The 20253-nt window shown below is 72.2% G+C and carries 18 protein-coding genes; 7 read left to right on the forward strand and 11 right to left on the reverse strand.

The features are described from left to right. The first annotated feature begins 121 nt into the window (after positions 1–121). The gene (locus AB0B98_RS06075) at positions 122–640 is read left to right on the forward strand and encodes a TrmH family RNA methyltransferase (protein WP_357361226.1); all 519 of its coding nucleotides are present in this window, start codon (positions 122–124) and stop codon (positions 638–640) included. Positions 641–813: 173 nt separating this feature from the next. On the opposite strand, the gene AB0B98_RS06080 is transcribed toward AB0B98_RS06075, so the two are convergent. Beyond that, complete coding sequence (locus AB0B98_RS06080; protein ID WP_357361227.1) at positions 814–1386, reverse strand: peptidoglycan-binding domain-containing protein; 573 nt, start codon at positions 1384–1386, stop codon at positions 814–816. Positions 1387–1735: 349 nt separating this feature from the next. Between AB0B98_RS06080 and AB0B98_RS06085 the strand changes: the two genes are divergently transcribed. Then, the gene (locus tag AB0B98_RS06085; RefSeq protein ID WP_357361228.1) at positions 1736–4549 is read left to right on the forward strand and encodes a BTAD domain-containing putative transcriptional regulator; all 2814 of its coding nucleotides are present in this window, start codon (positions 1736–1738) and stop codon (positions 4547–4549) included. 13 nt (positions 4550–4562) lie between these two features. On the opposite strand, the gene AB0B98_RS06090 is transcribed toward AB0B98_RS06085, so the two are convergent. The 7 genes from AB0B98_RS06090 to pseB form a co-directional block, all read right to left on the reverse strand. After that, positions 4563–5198 (reverse strand): alpha-ketoglutarate-dependent dioxygenase AlkB, encoded by a 636-nt coding sequence (locus AB0B98_RS06090; RefSeq protein ID WP_357361229.1) that lies wholly within the window; start codon positions 5196–5198, stop codon positions 4563–4565. Positions 5199–5358: 160 nt separating this feature from the next. Further along, a complete protein-coding gene (locus AB0B98_RS06095; RefSeq protein WP_357361396.1) occupies positions 5359–6462 on the reverse strand; it encodes a glycosyltransferase in 1104 nt (367 codons plus the stop codon). Then, on the reverse strand, positions 6459–7214 hold the full coding sequence (locus AB0B98_RS06100; RefSeq protein ID WP_357361397.1) for a glycosyltransferase family protein: 756 nt from the start codon (positions 7212–7214) through the stop codon (positions 6459–6461). The genes AB0B98_RS06095 and AB0B98_RS06100 overlap by 4 nt, the downstream gene beginning before the upstream one ends. A gap of 5 nt (positions 7215–7219) precedes the next feature. Next, positions 7220–9046 (reverse strand): class I SAM-dependent methyltransferase, encoded by a 1827-nt coding sequence (locus AB0B98_RS06105; protein WP_357361230.1) that lies wholly within the window; start codon positions 9044–9046, stop codon positions 7220–7222. After that, the gene (locus tag AB0B98_RS06110) at positions 9036–9884 is read right to left on the reverse strand and encodes a hypothetical protein (protein WP_357361231.1); all 849 of its coding nucleotides are present in this window, start codon (positions 9882–9884) and stop codon (positions 9036–9038) included. Before AB0B98_RS06110 ends, AB0B98_RS06105 begins: the two co-directional genes overlap by 11 nt. 10 nt (positions 9885–9894) lie before the next feature. After that, positions 9895–11052: an aminotransferase class I/II-fold pyridoxal phosphate-dependent enzyme gene (locus tag AB0B98_RS06115; RefSeq protein ID WP_357361232.1), complete on the reverse strand. Its 1158-nt coding sequence runs from the start codon at positions 11050–11052 to the stop codon at positions 9895–9897. Beyond that, positions 11049–12032 (reverse strand): UDP-N-acetylglucosamine 4,6-dehydratase (inverting), encoded by a 984-nt coding sequence (pseB, locus tag AB0B98_RS06120; RefSeq protein WP_210816822.1) that lies wholly within the window; start codon positions 12030–12032, stop codon positions 11049–11051. The genes AB0B98_RS06115 and pseB overlap by 4 nt, the downstream gene beginning before the upstream one ends. 365 nt (positions 12033–12397) lie before the next feature. On the opposite strand from pseB, the gene AB0B98_RS06125 reads away from it, so the two are divergent. Then, complete coding sequence (locus tag AB0B98_RS06125) at positions 12398–14134, forward strand: hypothetical protein (RefSeq protein WP_357361233.1); 1737 nt, start codon at positions 12398–12400, stop codon at positions 14132–14134. Between the two features lie 101 nt (positions 14135–14235). Here AB0B98_RS06125 and AB0B98_RS06130 read toward each other — a convergent pair whose 3' ends face one another. Next, complete coding sequence (locus tag AB0B98_RS06130; RefSeq protein ID WP_357361234.1) at positions 14236–14772, reverse strand: GNAT family N-acetyltransferase; 537 nt, start codon at positions 14770–14772, stop codon at positions 14236–14238. 73 nt (positions 14773–14845) lie between these two features. Here AB0B98_RS06130 and AB0B98_RS06135 point away from each other — a divergent pair, with 73 nt between their 5' ends. The 4 genes from AB0B98_RS06135 to AB0B98_RS06150 are packed head-to-tail and all read left to right on the forward strand — an operon-like array spanning position 14846 to position 17600. Continuing rightward, complete coding sequence (locus AB0B98_RS06135) at positions 14846–15097, forward strand: acyl carrier protein (RefSeq protein ID WP_091401397.1); 252 nt, start codon at positions 14846–14848, stop codon at positions 15095–15097. After that, the gene (locus AB0B98_RS06140) at positions 15094–16374 is read left to right on the forward strand and encodes an AMP-binding protein (RefSeq protein ID WP_357361235.1); all 1281 of its coding nucleotides are present in this window, start codon (positions 15094–15096) and stop codon (positions 16372–16374) included. Before AB0B98_RS06135 ends, AB0B98_RS06140 begins: the two co-directional genes overlap by 4 nt. After that, a complete protein-coding gene (locus AB0B98_RS06145) occupies positions 16367–17122 on the forward strand; it encodes an SDR family NAD(P)-dependent oxidoreductase (protein WP_357361236.1) in 756 nt (251 codons plus the stop codon). The genes AB0B98_RS06140 and AB0B98_RS06145 overlap by 8 nt, the downstream gene beginning before the upstream one ends. 52 nt (positions 17123–17174) lie before the next feature. Further along, positions 17175–17600, forward strand: coding sequence for a hypothetical protein (locus tag AB0B98_RS06150; protein ID WP_357361237.1), 426 nt, complete (start codon positions 17175–17177; stop codon positions 17598–17600). Positions 17601–17655: 55 nt separating this feature from the next. Here the strand turns inward: AB0B98_RS06150 and pseI are convergent, their stop codons facing one another. Continuing rightward, the gene (gene pseI, locus AB0B98_RS06155; protein ID WP_357361238.1) at positions 17656–18708 is read right to left on the reverse strand and encodes a pseudaminic acid synthase; all 1053 of its coding nucleotides are present in this window, start codon (positions 18706–18708) and stop codon (positions 17656–17658) included. Positions 18709–18841: 133 nt separating this feature from the next. After that, complete coding sequence (locus AB0B98_RS06160) at positions 18842–20005, reverse strand: glycosyltransferase (protein ID WP_357361239.1); 1164 nt, start codon at positions 20003–20005, stop codon at positions 18842–18844. Positions 20006–20253 lie beyond the last annotated feature (248 nt).

A 20253-nucleotide genomic window follows, 5' to 3' on the forward strand; every position in this document is an offset into this window, starting at 1 on the left:
GGGGTGGGGCGTCCGTCAGCGCGGTATGGTGGTGCCCTCTGTTGTCGGTGAGGGTCCGGGTGCACCGCGAAGCGCCCCTCAACATGATTTCTTCTCTGTCCGGCGGAGTCGCCGGTGCGGCGTGAGCGCCGCCATCCGGGTCCGGCCGAGGCGTGAGCTTCGGGCCGTCCGCCGTCCCCGGCCACACCGCTGTTGGGGTCACCGGATCGCCGCGCCACTCTGGCCGCTGCACGGCGCGAACCTGGGCACCCTGTTGCGTACGTGCGACGCGGTCGGCGCCTGCCTCGCCGTGCCACCGTTCCGCTGGGTGGACGAGGCCGTGGCCCGAGGCAACACGCTACGGCGGCCGGGCTGCGTCCACCGGGTCGGCAGCCCGCTGCGCTGGCTGGCCGCCGAACGGGCCGCCGGCAGCCGGATTCTCGGGGTGGAACTGGCCGACGAGGCCGTCCGGCTCGGTGATCTGCCCGCCGCTCGGGGCCGTACCGTGGTGCTGCTGGGCCACGAGGCGACCGGCATCCCGCCCGAGGCGCTCGATCAGTTGGACGCGGCGGTGGAGATTCCCATGGTCGGCCACGGCCACAGCCTGAACGTCGCGGTAGCCGGCTCCCTGGTCCTCTACAAACTGGCCGGCCTCCTCTAGTACGGCGCCCGGTCGCCGCTGGAGCAGTGGCGATCAGGCCGGAGAACCGCACGGTAGGTCCGCGGACAACGGTTCTGTCGCGTCCGGACCTACCGTGCGGGTCGCTGGTCACCACGCGGGGTCGGGCCACTCGCGATGATGCTCGGTTGGCCAGACCGCCGGGTTGGGCGAGGTCAGCAGGTGCGGGAGTTGTAGGCGGCCCAGTAGGGGCCGCTGCCCTGCGGCGGGTAGAACCGGTAGTTCCCGTCGGGCGAACGCTGTAGGACGAATTGGTGCGAGCCGTACGGGCTCCGGGATCCCGTCGCCCCGTGGTAGACCACGTACAGCCACCCGTTCTGGTTGTCGTGCTGCACCAGCTTGTCGCCGGCCTTCGTCCAGCTGTTCCGGCCTGCGGAGCCATCCGCTGAGAGGCCCTTGTCCCGCTGGAAGTTCCTCGTCGCGGCATCGGTCTGGTCGCCGAAGACACCGTCGACCCCGGACGAGGGCAGGTAACCATTCGCCCAGAGAATGGTCTGCCAGAGACAGGCGACGTTCGAGTTGCGGTGCGTGGTGACGTTGGTGACGCCTTCGTCATCGAAGTCGTCAGACACCGCGCCGGTGCCATGGACGAACGCCCGGCCCGTGTAAGAGCCGCTGGCCGCGGCCGGCGTGGCGATGGTGACGTTGATGCCGATGGCCAGTGCCGCGCCGATGGCGGGCACCGCGACTCTCTTGAGGACGCGGCCTGTGGATCGGTGCGGCGACATGTATCTCCTCTGGTCGGGATTCACGAGGGCGCAACGGTGCTGGGGCGTTGCGCCGGCCGGCGGTGTCAGACCTGGCGCGACGAGGCGAGGTGGCCTCGCGCCACTGTGGACGAACGGTCCCGTCTGGCCTCGCGTCATCGGCGTGCGACCAGGCCTGGCGATTGGTGCTCTTGGATGAGACGGTGAGGACGGTAGAACCGTCCTCACCGCTCCGGGTCCCCCCATGGAGAAGGTACGGTGGGGCCGGTACAACCGCCGCACAACTCACGCACAGCTCGTCCACTCGCCCGCTTGTCCGGGTGCTGTACGCGCGGCGGCACATGGCAGCGCCCACATGTGAGGTGCCTGGTTGCGTTTCGAACTCCTTGGCCCGTTCCGGGTGTACCGCGACGGCCAGCCGGTTCCACTGGGCTCGGTGAAGCAGCGTCTCCTGCTGGCGACCCTGCTGCTGCGCCCGAATGAGGTCGTCGGCACCAACGAGTTGGCCGCGATGCTGTGGGGCGACGAAGAGCCGGCGTCGGCCGCCGCGAACCTGCGCACCTATGTGCGCGGGTTGCGGCGGTCGCTGGGCGGTGGGGCGACCTGGGACGGGATAACCGCTGCGGCCGGCGGCTACCTGCTTCGGGTGGGCCCGGACGAACGGGACGTGGACCTGTTCGACGCCGCGGCGGCGCGGGGCCGCGAGGCGCTCGCCACCTCCGACCTGGACCGGGCCGAGGCCGAACTCTCCGCCGCGGTGCGCCTGTGGCGTGGTGCACCGCTGGCCGATCTGCCGCTGCGCTCGACGCTGGCTCGGCGGGTGGCGCAGTTGGAGGAACGCCGGCTGCTCGTCGAGGAGGACTACGCCGAGGCGGTGCTGGCCCTCGGCGCGTCGGCCGACGTCGTGCACCGGCTGCGCGGCCTGCTCGACCGGTACCCGCTGCGGCAGCGGGCGTGGGGCCAGCTGATGGTGGGCCTGTACCGCATCGGAGACGTGGCCGGCGCACTGGATGCTTTCCGGCAGGCCCGACAGACGCTGGCCGAGGAGACCGGCCTCGATCCCGCACCCGAGCTCGTCACGCTGTACGACGACATCCTGCATCACCGCCCGGGCCTGACGGCGCAACCGCCAACGGGGTCGGACCGACCGGCGCCGGACACGGGAATGGGGCCGCTCATCCAGCGCCCCGAGCAACTGCCGCGTGCGGTGCCGGAGTTCGTTGGACGTAGCACCGAGCTGGCGGGCCTCGACGGGCTTCTGCGTGGCGGGGCCGAGGGGTCGACGAGCGGCGCCATCTCTGTGGTGTCCGGCATGGCCGGAGTCGGCAAGACCGCCCTGGCGTTGCACTGGGCGCACCGGGTTGCCGACCGATTCCCGGACGGCCAGCTCTACGTGAACCTTCGCGGTTACGACGAAGCTGGCGCGGTGTCCCCGCCCGACGCCCTGTCCGGCTTCCTCGAAGCGCTCGGCGTGCCCCACGCCCGGATACCCTCCGACATGGAGGCCCGGACTGGTCTCTACCGCAGCCTGCTGGCCTCCCGGCGGATGCTCCTGGTGCTCGACAACGCTCGTGACGCCGCCCAGGTGCGCGCCCTGCTGCCCGGTGCGGGCCGCTGCATGGTCGTCGTCACCAGCCGAGACCGGCTGGGCGGCCTGATCGCCGCCGAATGTGCCACGCCGTTGACACTGGACGTGCTCACGGCGGAGGAGTCGAGAAGCCTGCTCGCCAGACGTCTCGGGACCAGCCGGCTCGCCTCCGAGTCGGTGGCGGTGGCCGACATCATCGAGGCCGCGGGTCGGCTTCCGCTGGCACTGTCGATAGTCGCGGCGCGCGTCGCGACCCATCCCACCTTTCCGCTCAGCGCGATCGCCGCCGAACTGCACTCGGCCGAGGCGAGGCTGGACGCCCTGGCCGACGGCGACGTCCGGCGCGTCTTCTCGTGGTCGTTCTTGGCCCTGGGGGCGGACGCGGCCCGGCTGTTCACCCTGCTGGGGCTGCATCCGGGCCCGGACCTGACCACCACTGCGGCCTCGGCGCTCGCCGGTGTGCCTGCCGCTGCCGTCACGCCGATCCTGCGGGAACTGACTCGGCTCCATCTGCTGGCGGAGCACGCGCCCGGTCGGTTCGCCTTCCACGATCTTCTGCGCGCCTACGCGGCCGAGCTCGCACAGTCGTCGGAGCGCGGCGACGAACACGTCGCAGCCCGACAGCGCCTGTACGACCACTACCTGCACTCCGCCTATCCGGCCGCCCGGCTACTCCAGCCGCAGTGGCCCACGATCGAGCCGATGCCGCCGCTGCCCGTACCCGCCAGGCGACCGGTGACCGATCACGACGGCGCGCTCGCCTGGTTCACGGCGGAGCATCGGGTGCTGGTCCGGGTGGTCCGACAGGCCGCCGAGAACGGCTTCGAAACGTACGCCTGGCAGATCGCGTGGGCGCTGACCACCTTCGTGGCGCCGCGCGGCCTCTGGCAGGACCAACTCGCCATCCAAGAGGTCGCGCTGGGCGCCGCGGAGAAGATCGACGACCTCGCCGGTCAGGCCGTCGCCAACCGCCTGGTCTCCCGCGCGCTGATCCGACTGGGCGACCGCACCACTGCCGAGTACCGGCTCAAGCGCGCGCTTGAGCTGCACGAACGTCTCGGCGACCCGATCGGCCAGGCCCAGACGCTGCACAACTACTGCGAACTCTGCTACCTGGACGGCCGGCTGGACGAGGCGCTCGCACACGGTCGCGAGGCACTGCGGCTCTACCGGCTGGTCGGCAATCACGCGGGCGAAGCCCGGACGCTCAACGCGGTCGGTTGGCTTCTCGCCACCACCGGCGACTACGTCCAGGCCATCGCCAGCTGCACCGAGGCCCTCCACCAGCAACGACGGACCGACGACCGCAACGGTCAGGCCGCGACGCTGGACAGCCTCGGCTTCGCCTACGACCGCCTTGGTGAACGCGACCGCGCGGCCAACTGCTACGAGCAGGCGATCACACTCTTTCGCGACTCCGCGGACCGGTATCACGAGGCGGAGACCCTCATCCGACTCGGAGACACCCGGGAAGGGATGGGTGACCGGAACGCTGCCGCTGCCGCGTGGCGCCTGGCCGCGCGAATCTATGAGGACGTGGGCGACCCCGCAGCCGAGGAGGTCCGCCGCCGCCTCGAACGTCTGATTTCGCCCTAGTCAGGGGCCACAGTCAGGCGACGTTGTGGGGGCGGAACTGGACGCTCACCCGGGGCCCCACGGGGCGGGTGGTCTTGGGGATGGCGTGTTCCCAGGTGCGTTGGCAGGAGCCGCCCATCACGATCAGGTCGCCGTGGCCCACCGGGAAGCGCAGGCTCTCGCCACCGCCGCGTGGGCGCAGCAGCAGCGGTCGGGGTGCTCCGAACGACACGATCGCGACGACCGTGTCGGTGTGCGCTGAGCGGCCGATGGTGTCGCCGTGCCAGGCCACGCTGTCGCGCCCGGACCGGTAGAGGCACATGCCGGCGGTGACGAAGGGTTCGCCCAACTCGGGCGCGTAGTGCCCGGTGAGCGCGGCCCGCGCGGCGGTGAGCACGGGGTGGGGGAGTGGTCTCGCGCCGTCGTACCAGCAGAGCAGGCGGGGCACGTCGACCTCGGAGTCGAACATGGTGCGCCGTTCGGCACGCCAGGGCACCTCGGTGAGCAGTGTGTCGAGGACCGTGTCGGAGCCGCGCACCCAGCCCGGGAGGTGGTCGACCCAGGCGCCCCGGCTGAGCTGGTGCCGGCGGATCTGGCCGGGCAGCGGCCCCAGGGTCGGCCCGGCGTCGGCCAGGTCGAGCATCGACGGCTGGTAGGCGGCCTGCGTCATACGGCCACCCTAGCAGCACTTTCGTACACCCGTGCTAGCGGTGAATCGTGCGGGCCGGCTGCTTCCCGGCAAGATCGTGCTTGATCCTGGATGTAGTGGCCTGCCGCGCCTTCGTGGGGACTGTTTCCAGGATCGAGCGTGATCTTGGCCTGCCGCGCGGTCAGCCCGGGACGGTGGCGGCGCGGACAGCGTCGAACACCGCGTCCACCACCCGCGCCCGGCCCTGCCCGTCGACGGTGGACCAGGCGCGCGCGGCGAGGGTCGCGCGCCGCTGCGGCGAGCTGAGCAGCCCGTGCAGGGTCCGCGCCGCCGTCGCGCGGGCGGCGCGTCCGGCGACGCCGGCGGCGGTCAGCTCCGGCAGCTCGCCGAGGCCGGCGGCCAGGCCGTGCCGCACCACCCGGGTGTACGACTCACGTTGGTTGTCGACCACGCAGACCAGTGCGCTGGGTGCGCCGAGGCAGCAGAGTTCCCAGGTGGACGTGCCGGCGGCGCTCACCACCAGGTCGGCTTCGGTGATCAGTGCCGGCAGCGAGGTGGTGGGCGGGACCGGTCTGATGGTCTGCCCCCGGCCGGGGACGACATCGTCGACCTCCGCCTCGATCTCGGGTCGCCCGACGATGACCGTGAGGTCCATCGGGTGACCGGTGGCCGCCAGCACCCGGGTCAGGACCGGGGCCGCGCCGACCGCGTCGGTGCCGCCGAAGAAGGCCAGCACCCGGGGGCGACCGACCGCCGCAGCGGGTGGGGCGACCGGCGGCCGGGCGCTGATCACGGTGTCACGCAGCAGGGCGTATCCGCTCCCGGCGAGCAGCCGGCCGGGCAGGGCCGCCCCGGACCTCAGCCCCGGCAGTTCCGCTCCAGGCCCCAGCCTGGGCAGTTCCGCCCCGAAGTTCTGGTCGAGGTAGAGGTCCGCGACCTGGCCTCGGCTGTCGCCGTCGATGATGGCGAGGGTGTAGACGCCGGCGGCGCGCAGGGCGCCGGCTCCGGCCGGGTCCAGTTCGTAGGAGTCGAGGACCAGCACGTCCAGGTGGTGTCGGCGGGCCGCCTCGACCAGTTCGGTCGCCGAGTCCGGGCCGGGGAGTAGCGGGATGCCCCGCGCGGCCAGCTCCGCGGTTGCCCAGTCGAGCCGTTCGACGGTGCCGAACACTGTGACGTCGGCGCCCCGGGCGAGGAACTCCTCGGCGAGCGCCAGGCAGCGGACGAGGTGGCCGACGCCGCGCCGTGGTCCGGCGTCGCAGCGGAACCCGACCCGCAGGGCGCTCAGGACTCCTCCAGGTGCTTCTGTCGTACGTCGGCGTTGAGTGCGCGCAGCCGGGGCTGACCGTCGAGCCAGTCGGCGAGCTTGGCCAGCGGCACGCTGACGTCACCGAAGTGGTCGATGATCGCGCTGACCAGCGCCCAGTCCTGCTCGGTGTCGAGGGTGAGCCGCAGCGCGGAGCGGTCCGGGGTGAGCGTCACCCCGAGCACCCGGAACAGCTCCGGATGGGTGTACGCGTACGAGGTCACGTGCACCCGGTGGTGGTCGGTGGCGAGCCGGCCCAGCGTGCGCAGCGTCTCCGCGCGGATGATCTCGACGTCCAGCCCTCGGGGCAGGGTCCGGGCGATCGACGTGCTGGCGTAGTCCAGCCCGGGGACCGCCCGGTACACCGACGCGACCACTGTGATGATCTCCGGGTCGAGCAGGGGGCAGTCGGCGGTGAACCGCATGACGGCGTCTCCCGGGTGCGCCGCGAGGGCGCCCACGAACCGGTCCAGCACGTCGTCGACCGGCCCGCGGTGGCACGGTACGTCGAGCCGCGCGCACTCGGCGGCCACCGCGTCGTCGACCGCGTCGGTGCTGGTGGCGACGACCAGGTCGGCCAGGACGCCGCTGTCCTGGGCGGCACGGACGACCCGGCCCAGCACGGAGCGTCCGGCGAGCGGGCGGAGCACCTTGCCGGGCAGTCGGGACGAACCCATCCGGGCCTGCACGATGCCGACGATCCGTGGCCCCGCGGCGGTTCCGGGCGGCGCTATGCCGGTCACTGCTGCTCCTCCTGCTTCGGGGCCAGCACCGCGGTGGCCCGACGCTTGGCCGCGCGGGCACCACGCTTGGCCAGCCGGGCCGGGGTGATGGCGAGCCGACCCACCCGGTAGCTGAGCGACCCGCTGAGCAGGCCGATCGTCGTCTCGGCCCGGCGTAGCGCCCGTTCCCGCGAGGTGAGCAACTCCTCGGTCCACGCGGTCAGCGCGGTCAAGCGGGTGAGTTCCTCGCGCTGGCGCAGCCACGCCTCGCGTAGCTGCTGGTAGCTGTGCCCGCCGAGCGGCGGGTCGGTCGGCGCGACGGCCTGTAGTTCGGTGGCGAGGCCGACAGTGGCGTCGCCGTCCAGCCCGTGCAGCGCGGCGGCGATGGCCGCCTCAACCTCGACCGCCTCGCTGACTGTCGCCCGGTCGAGGTCGTGGCCGGCGAGTCCGCCGAGCACCACTGTCAGGCCCGCGATGTCGAGAGTGGACGACCACGGGTGGGCGTACCCGCCGGTGAGCAGGCCCGCCGCGAAGCGCCACAGCCCGCGGGCGAGCACCACGTCGCCGGGCAGCTCGGCGGTGGCCCGCCAGCTGGGGTCGAGCACCGCGTACCGCTCGCCGTCGACCACCACGTTGTCGGTGCCGGCCAGCGCCGCCGCGCCGGCGATCCGGCCGTCGCTGTCGGCCTGGTCGGCGAGCCAGCCCGCGTACCCCCGCAGCAGCGCGCGCACTGTGGCCAGGTCGCGGCGCAGGGCCGCGTCGAGCAGCAACGTACGCAGCAGCCGGCCGGACGGCACCGGTCCGGACAGCGCGTCGGCGTCCCGGTACGCGGCCTCGCGGCTGGCGAACGGCGCGACGGCCGGCGTCGTCGCGTCGGTGGGCGGGACGAGTCCCCAGCACCAACCGGAGGGGCCGTGCAGCACCTCCAGCACGCCGATCCCGGGACGACCGGTCTGCACCAGGGCCACCGGCAGGTCCGCCTCAACGGTCGGCGTGGTCGGGTCCGTGGGTTCGGCGGGCCGGTGGGCGAGGGTCAGCCAGCCCGGTGCGAGGTCGGCGGCGCGCCCGGCGTGCAGCGCGTCCACCGCGAGCCGGGCCGGGTCCTGGAGCACTGTGGCGCTGGTGAAACCCCCGGCGCAGGCGCCGTGCAGCACCGCGTCGAACAGGCCGGAGCCCGCGTCCCGGTCGAGGTGGTCGGCGTCCAGCAGCGCCGTCGGGGTGCTGACACCGGGGTACGCGGCCCAGCACGCGGCCGGCCGTAGCCCTGCCGCGCCGAGCCGCTCGCGCAGTTGGTCCCGGTTGGCCGGGTGGGCCCGGTCCAGCACGCCGCCGATCACCCAGGAGGAGTCGTCGCGGCGGGCGTACCAGGGGGTGGTGTCGACCAGCCGGTGCAGGCCCAGGGGGTTGTCCAGGCGCAGCAGCAACGCGCCACCCGGTCGCACCGCGGCGACGAGTCGCGCCAGCACACCGTCCCAGCCGAGCCGAATGCCCTCCACCGACTCCACCGGGTCCAGCCCGGCAGCCGCGATCACCACGTCGTACGTCTCGTCGTCGGGCAGCCCGGCCGGACCACCCACCACCACGCGGGCGGCCCGGTGCGCCAGCGCCACCGCGTCCGGGTGGCTGCGCAGCAGGCAGGTGACCTCGGCGTGGGTGAGCTGGTCGAGCAGCGCCGGGTCGTGTGGACCGGCCACCAGGACCCGGGCGCCGGGCGGGACCAACCGGGCTGCCAGCGCGGCGAGCGGCCCACCGTTGGCCAGCCGTTCCTGCGGCAGATCCGACCAGGCCAGCATCTCGCCGCCCGGCAGGGTGATCCGGTCGGCGGGTGCCGTCTCAGTCGTCACTGTCTTCCTCTTCCTCCTGGAGGTTCACCCAACCGAGCAGTTCGCGGAGCTCGGCCGGCGTGCAGCGGTGGTCGGTACCCAACTCGGCGCGGGCGATCTCGACAGCGGTGGGCAGGTCGACGGTGGTGCCGTGCAGCTGCGGCCACTGCCGTCGGATCCGAGCGGTGCCGCCGAAGGTCGGGTCCTCGTTGGACAGGATCATCGGGTCGCCGTAGACCGCCGGCTCGCACCCGGCCGCGATGCCGTAGAAGATCGCGCTGGTCAGCCGGTTGGAAGCTACCCGGCGGTGACGGCGCAGCTCGGTGAGCTGTCGGTCGAGGAACTCCGGATCGGTGTCCTTCCACCAGTGTCCCCGGTAGCCGTGGCAGATCACCCGGAACCCGGCGCGCTCGTAGAGCCGGCGCACGTTGCGCATCCGGTACTCGTGCCAGTAGAGGCAGACAGTGACCGGGCCGGGCTCGGTGTCCTGGATGAGGGCGATCAGTTTGCGGTGGTCGCCCTTGACGTGCTGACCCTCCCAGCCGTGGAACGGGTACCAGATCGTGCCCTTCCGCTCTTCGACAGATGGTTCCTCGGGTCGCATGGCCAACAGGTAGCTGAACGGCGCGCCGATGACGACCACGTTGCGTCGCCCCACCGACCAGGCCCGGCGGCGGGTCTGCTCCGACCAGAGCAGGCTGGGGGTGCGTTCGGCGTACGGGTGGCCGGGGGCCAGGCCGTCACCGATGTTCCAGCCGTGCTGCACGTACCCGTTGATCCGGGGTGGGTGCCGGTCGCCGAGGCCGGCGTACCGGGCCAGTACGTGCGCGTGGCCGTAGAAGTGGTTGGCGTGGTGCATCAGGTTCCCATCAGGCGGCGGGACGCACCGAGCCGCCTCGTAGCGCGGCGGTCAGCGCGTCGATGACGCGGTCCTGGTCGGCGTCGCTGAGCCCCGGGTAGAGCGGCAGCGACAGCTGCTGGGAGTAGAACAACTCGGCCACCGGGCAGGACCCGCGCCGGTAGCCCAGGTCGGCGAAGGCCGGGTGCCAGTGCACCGGGATGTAGTTGACCTGCACACCGATGCCGGCGGTCCGCATCCGGTCGTACACCTCGCGGCGTCGTCCGTCGAGCACCCGGATCGGGTAGAGGTGCCAGGCCGGGTCGGCCCACGACCTGCGCTTCGGCAGCAGTACGCCGTCCAGGTCGGCCAGCGCCTCGTCGTATCGGGCGACCAGGGCGCTGCGGCGGGCCGTGAACTCGCCGAGCCGACGCAGTTGGCTGCGGCCCAGGGCGCAGAGCACGTCCGGCAGTCGGTAGTTCAGCCCGAACTCGTGCACCTCCTGGTGCCAGCCGCCCTCGTCCGGGAAACGCAGGTCGTCGCGTTCGCGGATCACGCCGACGCCACGGAACCGGCGGGCCCGCTTCAGGATCTCCGGGTCCAGCGCCGCGACGGCGCCGCCCTCGGCGGTGGTCAGGTTCTTCGTGGGGAAGAACGAGAACGTGGTCAGGTCGGCGAGCGAACCGACTGGCCGACCGTGGTACGTCCCGCCGATCGAGTGCGCCGCGTCGGCGAGCAGCAGCGCGTCGCTGCCCTCGACCGACTTGCGCAGCGCGTCGTAGTCGGCGGGGTGGCCGGCGTAGTCGACAGCGGCGACGACAGTCGTCCGCGAGGTGACGGCGGCGGCGGCCGCCGCCGGGTCGAGGCAGAACGTCTCGTCGTCGACGTCGGCGAACACGATCTTCGCGCCGAGGGCGACAGCGCTGCTGGCGGTCGCCACGAACGTCATCGGCGGGACGACCACCTCGTCGCCCGGCCCCACCCCGGCCGCCGCGTACGCCACGTGCAGCGCCGCGGTGCCGTTGGAGACGGCGGCGACACCGACCCCGCCGGTCCACCGGGCGAGGTCGGCCTCGAAGGCGTCGACCTGCGGACCGGTGGTGAGCCAGTCGCCGCGCAGCACGTCCGCGACGGCTGCGACGTCGTCCTCGCTGATCGACTGCCGGCCGTACGGGAGCATCCCCGTCATCCGTTGATGCCGAGCATGTCGCGCAACTGCTCGACGGTGAGCCACTCGTCGTTGGTGTCCGACTGGTAGGCGAAGCCGTCCGGGACCGGGTCGCAGTCGACCGGCGCCTGGTAGCCCCAGGTGGCGATGGTCGGCTGGACGATGAACCGGCCGTCGGCGCGCAGCGTCCGCCGGCTGTCGTCGGGGGCGATCATCTCCTCGTGCAGCTTCTCGCCCGGCCGGATCCCGATCTCGTGGGTGGTGGCGTCCGGGGCCACGGCCTCGACCAGGTCGAGGATGCGCATGCTCGGGATGCGCGGCACGAACAGCTCGCCGCCCTGCATCTGGTCGAACGAGTCCATGACGAACTGCACGGCCTGGTCCAGGGTGATCCAGAAGCGGGTCATCCGCTTGTCGGTGATCGGCAGGCTTTTGCCCTCGGCGGCCAGCCGGCGGAACAGCGGGACCACCGATCCGCGGCTGCCCACCACGTTGCCGTAGCGCACCACCGAGAACCGGGTGGGGTGCTGGGCGGCGTAGTGGTTGGCCGAGACGAACAGCTTGTCGCCGACCAGCTTCGTCGCGCCGTACAGGTTGATCGGGCTGGACGCCTTGTCGGTGGAGAGGGCGATGACCTTCTTGACACCGGCCTCGATCGCCGCGTCGACGACGTGCTGTGAGCCGGTGATGTTGGTGGCGATGTACTCCGAGGGGTTGTACTCCGCGGTGTCCACCTGCTTCAACGCGGCGGCGTGCACCACGTGGTCGACGCCGTGCATGGCCCGGGTGAGGCGGTGCCGGTCCCGGATGTCGCCGATGAACCAGCGCAGCCGCGGGTCGTCGCCAAGTTGCTGGCGCAGCTCGTACTGCTTGAGCTCGTCGCGGGAGAACACCACCACGCGGGCGGGGTCGGCCTCGTTGAGGATGTGCCGGAGGAACGTCCTGCCGAAGGAACCCGTTCCCCCGGTGATCAGAATGGACGATCCATTCAACTCACTCAATGTGGTGCTCCCGTGTTCGTGGATGAACGAGCGGCCCTGGGCCGGCCGACCGGGGTGACACGCTAGCCATGGCGGGTTAACTCCCCGGCGCTCGCGGGTGAACCACAACCTCTGCTCCCGTGAATGCCGAACACCGCGTAGGCGAACACTTCCGACCGCCCCGGATGTGGGCTGACCTGGCCGGATCGGGCCGCTACAGTGACCGCGCGAACGACCCGGCGGCCCGGCGCGCAGCCGGTACCCACGTTCACCCGACATCCACACCGGCTCGGTGCGAACGGGCCACAGCGGGCGTCACCGACGCCGGCCGGCAGGCCCGTCGGATCAGCGCGGGCCCGGTACGGCCGGCAATTCTGGAGGCGTTCATGGCACCCGGTAGTGACGTGACCGAACGGCCGGCGGTGGTGGCCGAGACGCCGAGCGGCCCGCCCGCCCGACGTTGGCTGGTGCCGCTGCTGCTGCTCGTCGGTTGGGTGCTCAGCGTGGCCTGGCGCATGTGGTGGTCCCGGCACATCGTGCTGCCGATCGCGCACACCGACGAGGACAGCTACCTGAACACCGCCCGCGCGTTGGCCGGCGGTCCGGGGGGCTTCAGCAGCGAGAACGACCTGCTGCGCCGGGTCGGCTACCCGATGCTGATCTCGCCGGCGTTCCTCGGGGACCGGGATTTCACCGACAGCTACCGGTTCGTCCAGCTGATCAACGCGATGGTGAACTCGACGCTGCTGCCGCTGGCGTACCTGTTCGGTCGTCGCCTGTTTCAGCTGCGCCGCTCGTACGCGCTGCTCGGCGCGGTCGCGGCGGCGACCCTGCCGGCCACCGCCTTCTACGCGGGCGTCGCCATGATCGATGCGGTGATGGCGCCGCTGGTGGTCGCCTGGCTGCTCGCCGTGCACCGCTGGATCACCCGGCCCGGCCCGCTCGCCGCCGCCACCGTTGGCCTGCTCGTCGGCGGGTTCCACCTGCTGCACTCCCGCGGCCTGGTGATCGTGGCAGTGCACGCCGGGTTGGTCCTGCTGCTGTTCGTCCGCCGCCGGATCAGCCCGCCAGTGGTGCTCGCGGCGCTGCTGCCGGTGCTCGCCATGGCGCTCGTCAACGAGGCCGCCATCCGTCATCTCGGCGGCAAGGTCTACCTGCTCGGCAGCACCCCCGGCGGCAGCACCCTCGACGCGGTCGCCTCCGCCCAGGGCGTGGTCCGGGTGAGCGCCGCGGTCACCACCCAGCTCTGGTACCTCGTCGTGATCACGTTCGGAGCGGCCGGGGTGGCCTGGGCCGGTGCCGTCCGCGAGCTGTGGCGTCCACGGCACGGCGACGCGGCCCGCTGGACGATGGGCGTGGCGCTCGCGGTGACCGTCGGGGTGGCCGGCGGCGCGTCGGTGATCCTGTCCGGCATCACCGGCAAGCCGCTGGACGCGATCTACGGCCGCTACGTGCAGATGCTGGCACCGTTCTGGCTGCTGGTCGGGTTGGGGGTGCTGTTCACCGCCGGGTGGCGGGTGGTGCTGCACCGGGCGGCGGTCGCGGTGGCGCTGCTGGTCGGTGGCGGCGCGCTGGTCGCCGCCCGACTCGCGTACGTGGCCGGCCAGGGCCACCGGTTGCGCTACGGCGGGTTCAGCGCATCGGACCTGGCGGCGTTGACCGGGGGCTGGCGGGAGCTACGACCGGTGGTCGGGTCGCTGGTCGGCATCGCCGGCTGCGTGCTGCTCGTCGCCACGGTCCGGTTGCCCCGCCTGCGGCTGCCCGTCCTCGGTGCCCTCGTGGTGGTCAACCTCATCACGATGCAGGTGATCGACCAACGGATCGTGCGACCGACTGCTGCGAGCACCGCCCCGACGCCCCGGGTGGCCGACGTCGGCGTACGCCCCGGCGAGCGGGTGTGGGCCTCGACGGGCGTGCACTACGTCCTCCGGTTCAATCTCAGCCACCAGGTGACCTGGAGCGACGTCCGGTGGTTCGGCGACAAACAGCCGCCGGCCGCGGCGCAGGTCGTGTTCGCCCGCTGGGCACCGGGGCAGGTCGACGACTGGGACGGCGCGGCGTACGGCTTCGTCCGACTCGGCGGCAACCCGGAGCAGCACTGGGCCGCCTGGCGGCGGGCCTGACCCACCGCATCCCGGTGGACACCGTTGTTCGTTAACGGCGGATGTCCACCGGGAGCACTGCCGGTTAATCGTTTCCGTCTATTGCGGAAAGGATCCGAGAATCAGCGTTGGCGGCGGTCCTCCCGGGCCAGGGAAATCGGGATGACGGTGATTTCCCGGCCGCCGGACAGCTCCTGTCGCGGGGTGCCCTCGACGAATCGGAAACGTCGGTTCATCTGTCGTACGACGGTATTGTGGCCGAGCACCTCGCCGTCGAGTCGGTCCAGGTGCAGCCCGTCGAAGGCGTACTCGACGGCCTCCCGCATGACCCCCAGCCAGGCGGGCAGTGTCTCGCCCCGCCCGTCCAGCCCGTCGGCGTCGAGATAGAAGCCCCACGCGCCGGTGCGGGGGCCGTCCAACCGCAGGTCGAAGAAGGTGACCACACCACAGGGCCGGTCGTCGCGGACGTACACCAGCACTCGCCGGGACGGGTCGTCGCGGACCGCCGCCCACCACCGGTCATGCTCGTCGGCGGTGATCTCGTGACTGGTCTTGCTGACCTGCCGGTTGGTTTCCTGATTACGCCAGGACAACATCAGATGAACGTCGTCCGTCGTCGCTTCGCGTAGCACGCGCGTCTCGCTTTCCTGGCTGTTCACATCGGGTTCCGGCACCTTACCCGGGCCCACCGGGAAATCAGATATGCATTCGTTGGGTTGTAGACTGCGACGCATGAACGAATTGAGTCGCGCGCAGATCCGCGACCTCATGGCTCAGGTGCTGAAGAATCAGGACAAGGAGCTGCCCGCAGACGACGCGGCGCAGTTGCGGGAGATCGGCTTCCGGTCGCTCGACTTCTCCGAACTGGCCCTGCGGGTGGAGGACGAGACGGGGGAGGAGCTCAACTTCGACGCCCCCGGGCTGCGTCGCATCGCCACCGTCGGGGACGTCCTCGACTTCCTCGTCGAGCTTCAACACCAGTGACTGTCGCGACGTCGCGCCACCCCACCCCCGCCAGCCCGCAGCCAGCCGGTGTCGACAACCGGCTCGTCATCGGTGGCGCGGCGGTGACCTGGCGTTCGCTGCCGACCCCCAACCTGCCCGACCCGGCGGCGGTGCTCGCCCGCTCCGCAGTGCACGCGCTCACCGCGGCGCGGCAGCACGCCGTGCACGGCACCGAACTGCTGCTCAGCACAGCGGGTCGGGTCGACGCGGTGCTGCGCACCGAGCTGCTGGAGGCCGGGTTCACAGTCGGCGTCCTCGACGACGACGGCGTGCACCCGAGCGCACCGGCCCGGCCGCGAGCCGCCGAGCCGGGCCGGCTCTGGCTGCTGACCTCGGGCTCCACCGGGCGTCCGAAGCGGGTCGGGCACACCCTCGACACGCTGACCACGGTGCGGGCCGACCAGCCTGAGCGGACCTGGCTCTGCCCGTACGCCCCGGGCACGTACGCCTGGTGGCAGGTCGTCACGCTGTCGCTGACCCAGCCCGGCCAGCACCTGGTGGTGGTCGAGCCCGACGAGTTGGACGACTGGCCGACTGTCGCGGCCACCCACGGGGTGGACGCGGCCTCCGGCACCCCGACCTTCTGGCGGCGCACCCTCTACCGCGACGCCGAGGCGCTGGCCCGAGTGCCGTTGCGCCAGATCACCCTCGGCGGGGAACCGGTGGACCAGGCGATCCTGGACCAACTGCGGGAGGTCTTCCCGACGGCCCGGATCTCCTGGATCTACGCGTCCTCCGAAGTGGGGGCGTCCATTGTGGTGCACGACGGGCGAGCCGGGTTCCCTGTCGACTGGCTGGACCGGGAAACCCCGGGCCGGCCGACGCTCTCTGTCCGCGACGACGAGCTGGTGGTCACCTCCCCGTACCACGGGGCCGGTCTCGCCGGGCCGATCCGCACCGGGGACCGGGTGCAGGTGCTCGACGGCCGGGTGCTGATCACCGGCCGACGTGACTCCGACGAGATCAACGTCGGTGGTAGCAAGGTCTCCGCCGGCGTGGTGCGCGGCGTGCTCGCCGGTCATCCGGCGGTCGCCTGGGCCCGGGTGACCGGCCGCCGCGCCCCGGTGCTCGGGCGGATGGTTGTCGCCGAGGTGGTTCTCGCCGCCGTCGACCCGTCCGGCGCCGACACCGGTGTGCCGGACGAGGCAGCGCTGGTCCGCTGGTGCGCCGACCGGCTCCCCGAGCACGCGGTGCCGCGCCGCATTCGCGTCCTGACCGACATTCCCGTCAAGGAGACCCTGAAGAGCGATGTCTGAGCCAGCCGACACCCAGCTCGTCCCGCCCAGCTCCGTGGTCCTCGTCTCCGGCGGTTCCCGTGGCCTGGGCCTGGCCATCGTCACCGACCTGCTCGACGCGGGCGTACGCGTGGCCGCCTTCGCCCGCACCGTCACCCCGGAGTTGGAGAAGCTCGCCGCCGAGCACCCGGACCGGGTGCACGTCGGCTCGGTGGACGTCACCGACCTGCGCGCCGCGCAGAGCTTCGTCCGCGAGGTGGAGCAGCGCCTCGGCCCGATCGACGGCATCGTCAACAACGCCGCCATGGGGCAGGATTCTCTGCACGCGCACACCGCAACCGACGACATCGCCCGGATCATCGAGACCAATCTGACGGCCCCGCTGCAGCTGACCCGGCTGGTGATCCGCCGGATGCTCACCAAGGGGCTGCGCGGGCGGATCGTGAACATCACCTCGATCTGCGGGCAGCGCGGTTTCCCCGGCCTCGTCGCGTACTCGGCCACCAAGGGCGGCATGGACGCCGCCACCCGCTCGCTCGCCCGCGAACTGGGCGGCCGGATGCTTGTCAACTCGGTCGCGCCAGGGTTCTTCGCCTCGGAGATGTCCGCCGTGCTCGGTCCGACCCAGCTCGACCAGATCGTGCGCCGCACCCCGACCGGTCACCTGACCGAGCCGGTGGAGGTCACCCCGGTCGTGCGGATGCTGCTGCGCGAGCACACCAACATCAACGGCCAGGTCATCGTGGTGGACGGTGCCGCCGCCATCTGACCTGCGGCCGGTTCCCCTGCCTGTGCGACCGGCACGGCACAGCGGGGCGGCCGTGCCGCGTCCGGTGCCGGGGCTGCTCGCCGCCGCCGAGCAGCATCTGCGCATCGGGTCGCCGGCCGCGATGGCCGACGCGGTGACCCGCAGTCACCTCGACGATGGACGGTGCGTCGGCTGGTACGGCCCACCGGCGCCCCGCTGGCGGGTGGCCATCGACGCGGAGCGCGCCGACGCCCCGGTGCCCCCGGCGCTGGCCCGCCGGTTCGGCACGGCTGACTTCTGGGCCCGCTGGACCCGGGCCGAATGCTGGTGCAAGTTGGCCGATGTGTCGGTGATGGCCTGGTGGCGGCGCCATGGTCTGGGCTCGCCGGCCGGCGGATCGGCGATCTGGCGGACCCTCGCGGTGGACGACCTGGTGGTCACCGTCGGCTTCGCCCCGACCCTCCCACCCCGCGATCTTGCACTTTCTGACGGCGAATAGCGGCTTACGCACCTTTCGCCGGGACAGTAAACGCAAGATCGCGGGGCGGGGCGGGTTAGATCAGGTTCCAGGTCAGGGGGGTGCCGCGGGGGACGTCGGTGGTGAAGGTGCGGCCCAGGACCCGGTCGATCTCCACGGGCGCCAGCCCGCCGGCCGGCCGGATCGAGCGGACGTTGTGCGCGGTCACCGGATCGCCGGCCCGGACATCCTCGACCACGAAGAGCGACCGGCGGAACCGTAGCCCCTCCCGCTCCGCAGGGGTCGGTCCGACAGCGGTGCCGCCCAGCGCCTCGTACGCGCGGCCGGACTCGGCGACCAGGGCCGTGAGCTCCGCCGGGTTCAGGGAGAAGTCCGAGTCCACGCCGCCGTCGGCCCGGTCCAGCGTCACGTGCTTCTCGATGAAGCAGGCGCCGAGCGCCACCGAGGCGACCGCCACCCCGATGCCGGGCGTGTGGTCGGAGAGCCCGACCGGCACGTCGAACGCGCCGGCCAGCACCGGCAACCGGCGCAGGTTGCTGTCGGCCGGCGGCGCCGGGTAGGACGCGGTGCAGGCCAGCAGGACGATGCCCGCCGCGCCACCGGCTCGGGCGGTGCGTACGGCGGCGTCGATCTCGGCGACGGTCGCCATCCCGGTGGAGATCACCATCGGCTTGCCGGTGCTGGCCACCAGTCGGATCAGCGGCAGGTCGACCAGTTCCGACGAGGCGATCTTGTACGCGGGCGCGTCCAGCGACTCCAACAGCTCCACGGCTGTCGCGTCGAACGGCGACGAGAAGACGGTCAGGCCACGCTCGCGGGCCCGCTCGAAGATCGGGGCGTGCCACTCGTACGGGGTGTGCGCGCGTTCGTAGAGGCGGTACAGGTTCTCCCCGCCCCACAGCTCGTGCCCGCTGGAGATCCGAAACGCCGGGGTGTCGACGTCGATGGTGATGGTGTCCGGCCGGTACGTCTGGAGCTTGAGCGCGTGCGCCCCGCTCGCGGCCACCGCGTCGACGATGGCCAGCGCCCGGTTCAGATCGCCGTTGTGGTTGCCGGACATCTCGGCGACCACCAACGGTCGCTCCCCGGCACCGACCGCGTGCGGTCCGATCTTGATTGTCGCTGTCATTCCGACCTCTGCTCAGGTACGCCCGCACCGGGGTGCGGTGGTGCTGTCGTCGTCCACCCGGCGGGCGGACGACCTGGGAAATCAGGGCGCCGGGAGCTGCCCCGGGTCCCGGTGTGCTCCGCCCTGGGGTCGGTCACGGCAACCGGCCGACGGCCAGCGCGTCGCGCCGCTCCGGCGCGAGCCCACCCTCGCGCGTCGGCCCGGCGCTCGCCCCTCGCCCCGGGTCCTCGTCGGCGGCGAGCGAACCGCCCTCGGCGCCACCCACCGGGGCGGACCGACGCAGGAGACCAGCGACCCGGTGGGCCCGGCGCAGCGCCGAGTACGCCACCCAGTCACCCCGCCCGACGAGGCGGTGCTTGAGCCCGGTCACGCCCGGGGGCAGCGGGTAGCCACCGGTGGGCAGGTAGCGACGGTAGTGCGCGGCGGCCCGGTGGAAGAAGTCGCGTCGCAGGTGTGGGTGCAGCCGGCCATCGTTGCCCACCACCACCAGGTAGTGGCTGATCATCAACTCGAACAGCTCGGCCTGCAACCGCTCGTCAGGGTGCTTCCGGGCGACCCAGTCCATCAGCCGCTCGTACTGGGTGAAGGCGTCGAAGTGCCGGCCGCTGCGGGTGGAGGTGATCGCGCCCTGGCGGCCCTGGCGGTACAGGTAGCAGACCCGGTCCAGCACGGAGATCTTCTCGGCCCCGATCAGCAGGGGGTGGCTGAACGGGATGTCCTCGTACCAGCCGGGGAAGAACCGCAGCTCCAGCTCGTCCATGAAGTCCCGGCGGACCACCTTGTTCCAGGCGGTGTGCTGCACCCGCAGCAGCTGCGGCTGGTCGGCCAACCGGGTCACGCCGGTGATCCCGCCCAGCAGCGGGCTGCTCGCGTCGACCTCCCGCCGGCCGTCCTCGTGCACCCGCAGGTGGTCGAGCATCAGCACGTCGGGCTGGTGCTGGCGAAGCCGGTCCAGCACCGCCGCGATCGTGCCGGGTGGCAACCAGTCGTCGCTGTCGACGAACCAGACGTACCTGCCCGTGGCCACGTCGAGCCCGGCGTTGCGGGCCAGCCCCAGACCCACGTTGCTGCTCAGGTGCACGACACGTACGCCGTCGCGGCTGACCGCGTACGAGCGGAGCATGTCGCCGCAGCCGTCCGGGGAGGCGTCGTCGACGGCGATCAGCTCGACCGCGTCCGACTCGCCCGCCGGGATGTCGGACCGGATCGACTCGAGGCACTGGTACAGGTACGCCTCGACGCCGTACACGGGCACGACGATGCTCAGCAGCGGTGCGTGCGTCGGCTCATTGACCACGTCCGCCACCTTCGACGACCCGGGTGGCCGGCCCCGGAACCTGACGTTGCCGCCGATGGTGGACTCTCTGAACTCCCGCCCAGCGGAAGGTTAACGCCGGGCCGGTGGGCGGTTTCCGGCCCGGGGAACGCGGGCTCGTGGGGCGGGTGGGATGCGTCCGGTTCACCCGGGACTGACCCGGTAGGGTGCCTCGGTGCGGCCCTGCCGGGTCGTCGTGGGCGTCGCCGTCGCGCCGTCCGACGCCGCGA

The organism is Micromonospora sp. NPDC048947 (genome assembly GCF_040649495.1).
Lineage (GTDB): Bacteria > Actinomycetota > Actinomycetes > Mycobacteriales > Micromonosporaceae > Micromonospora > Micromonospora alfalfae.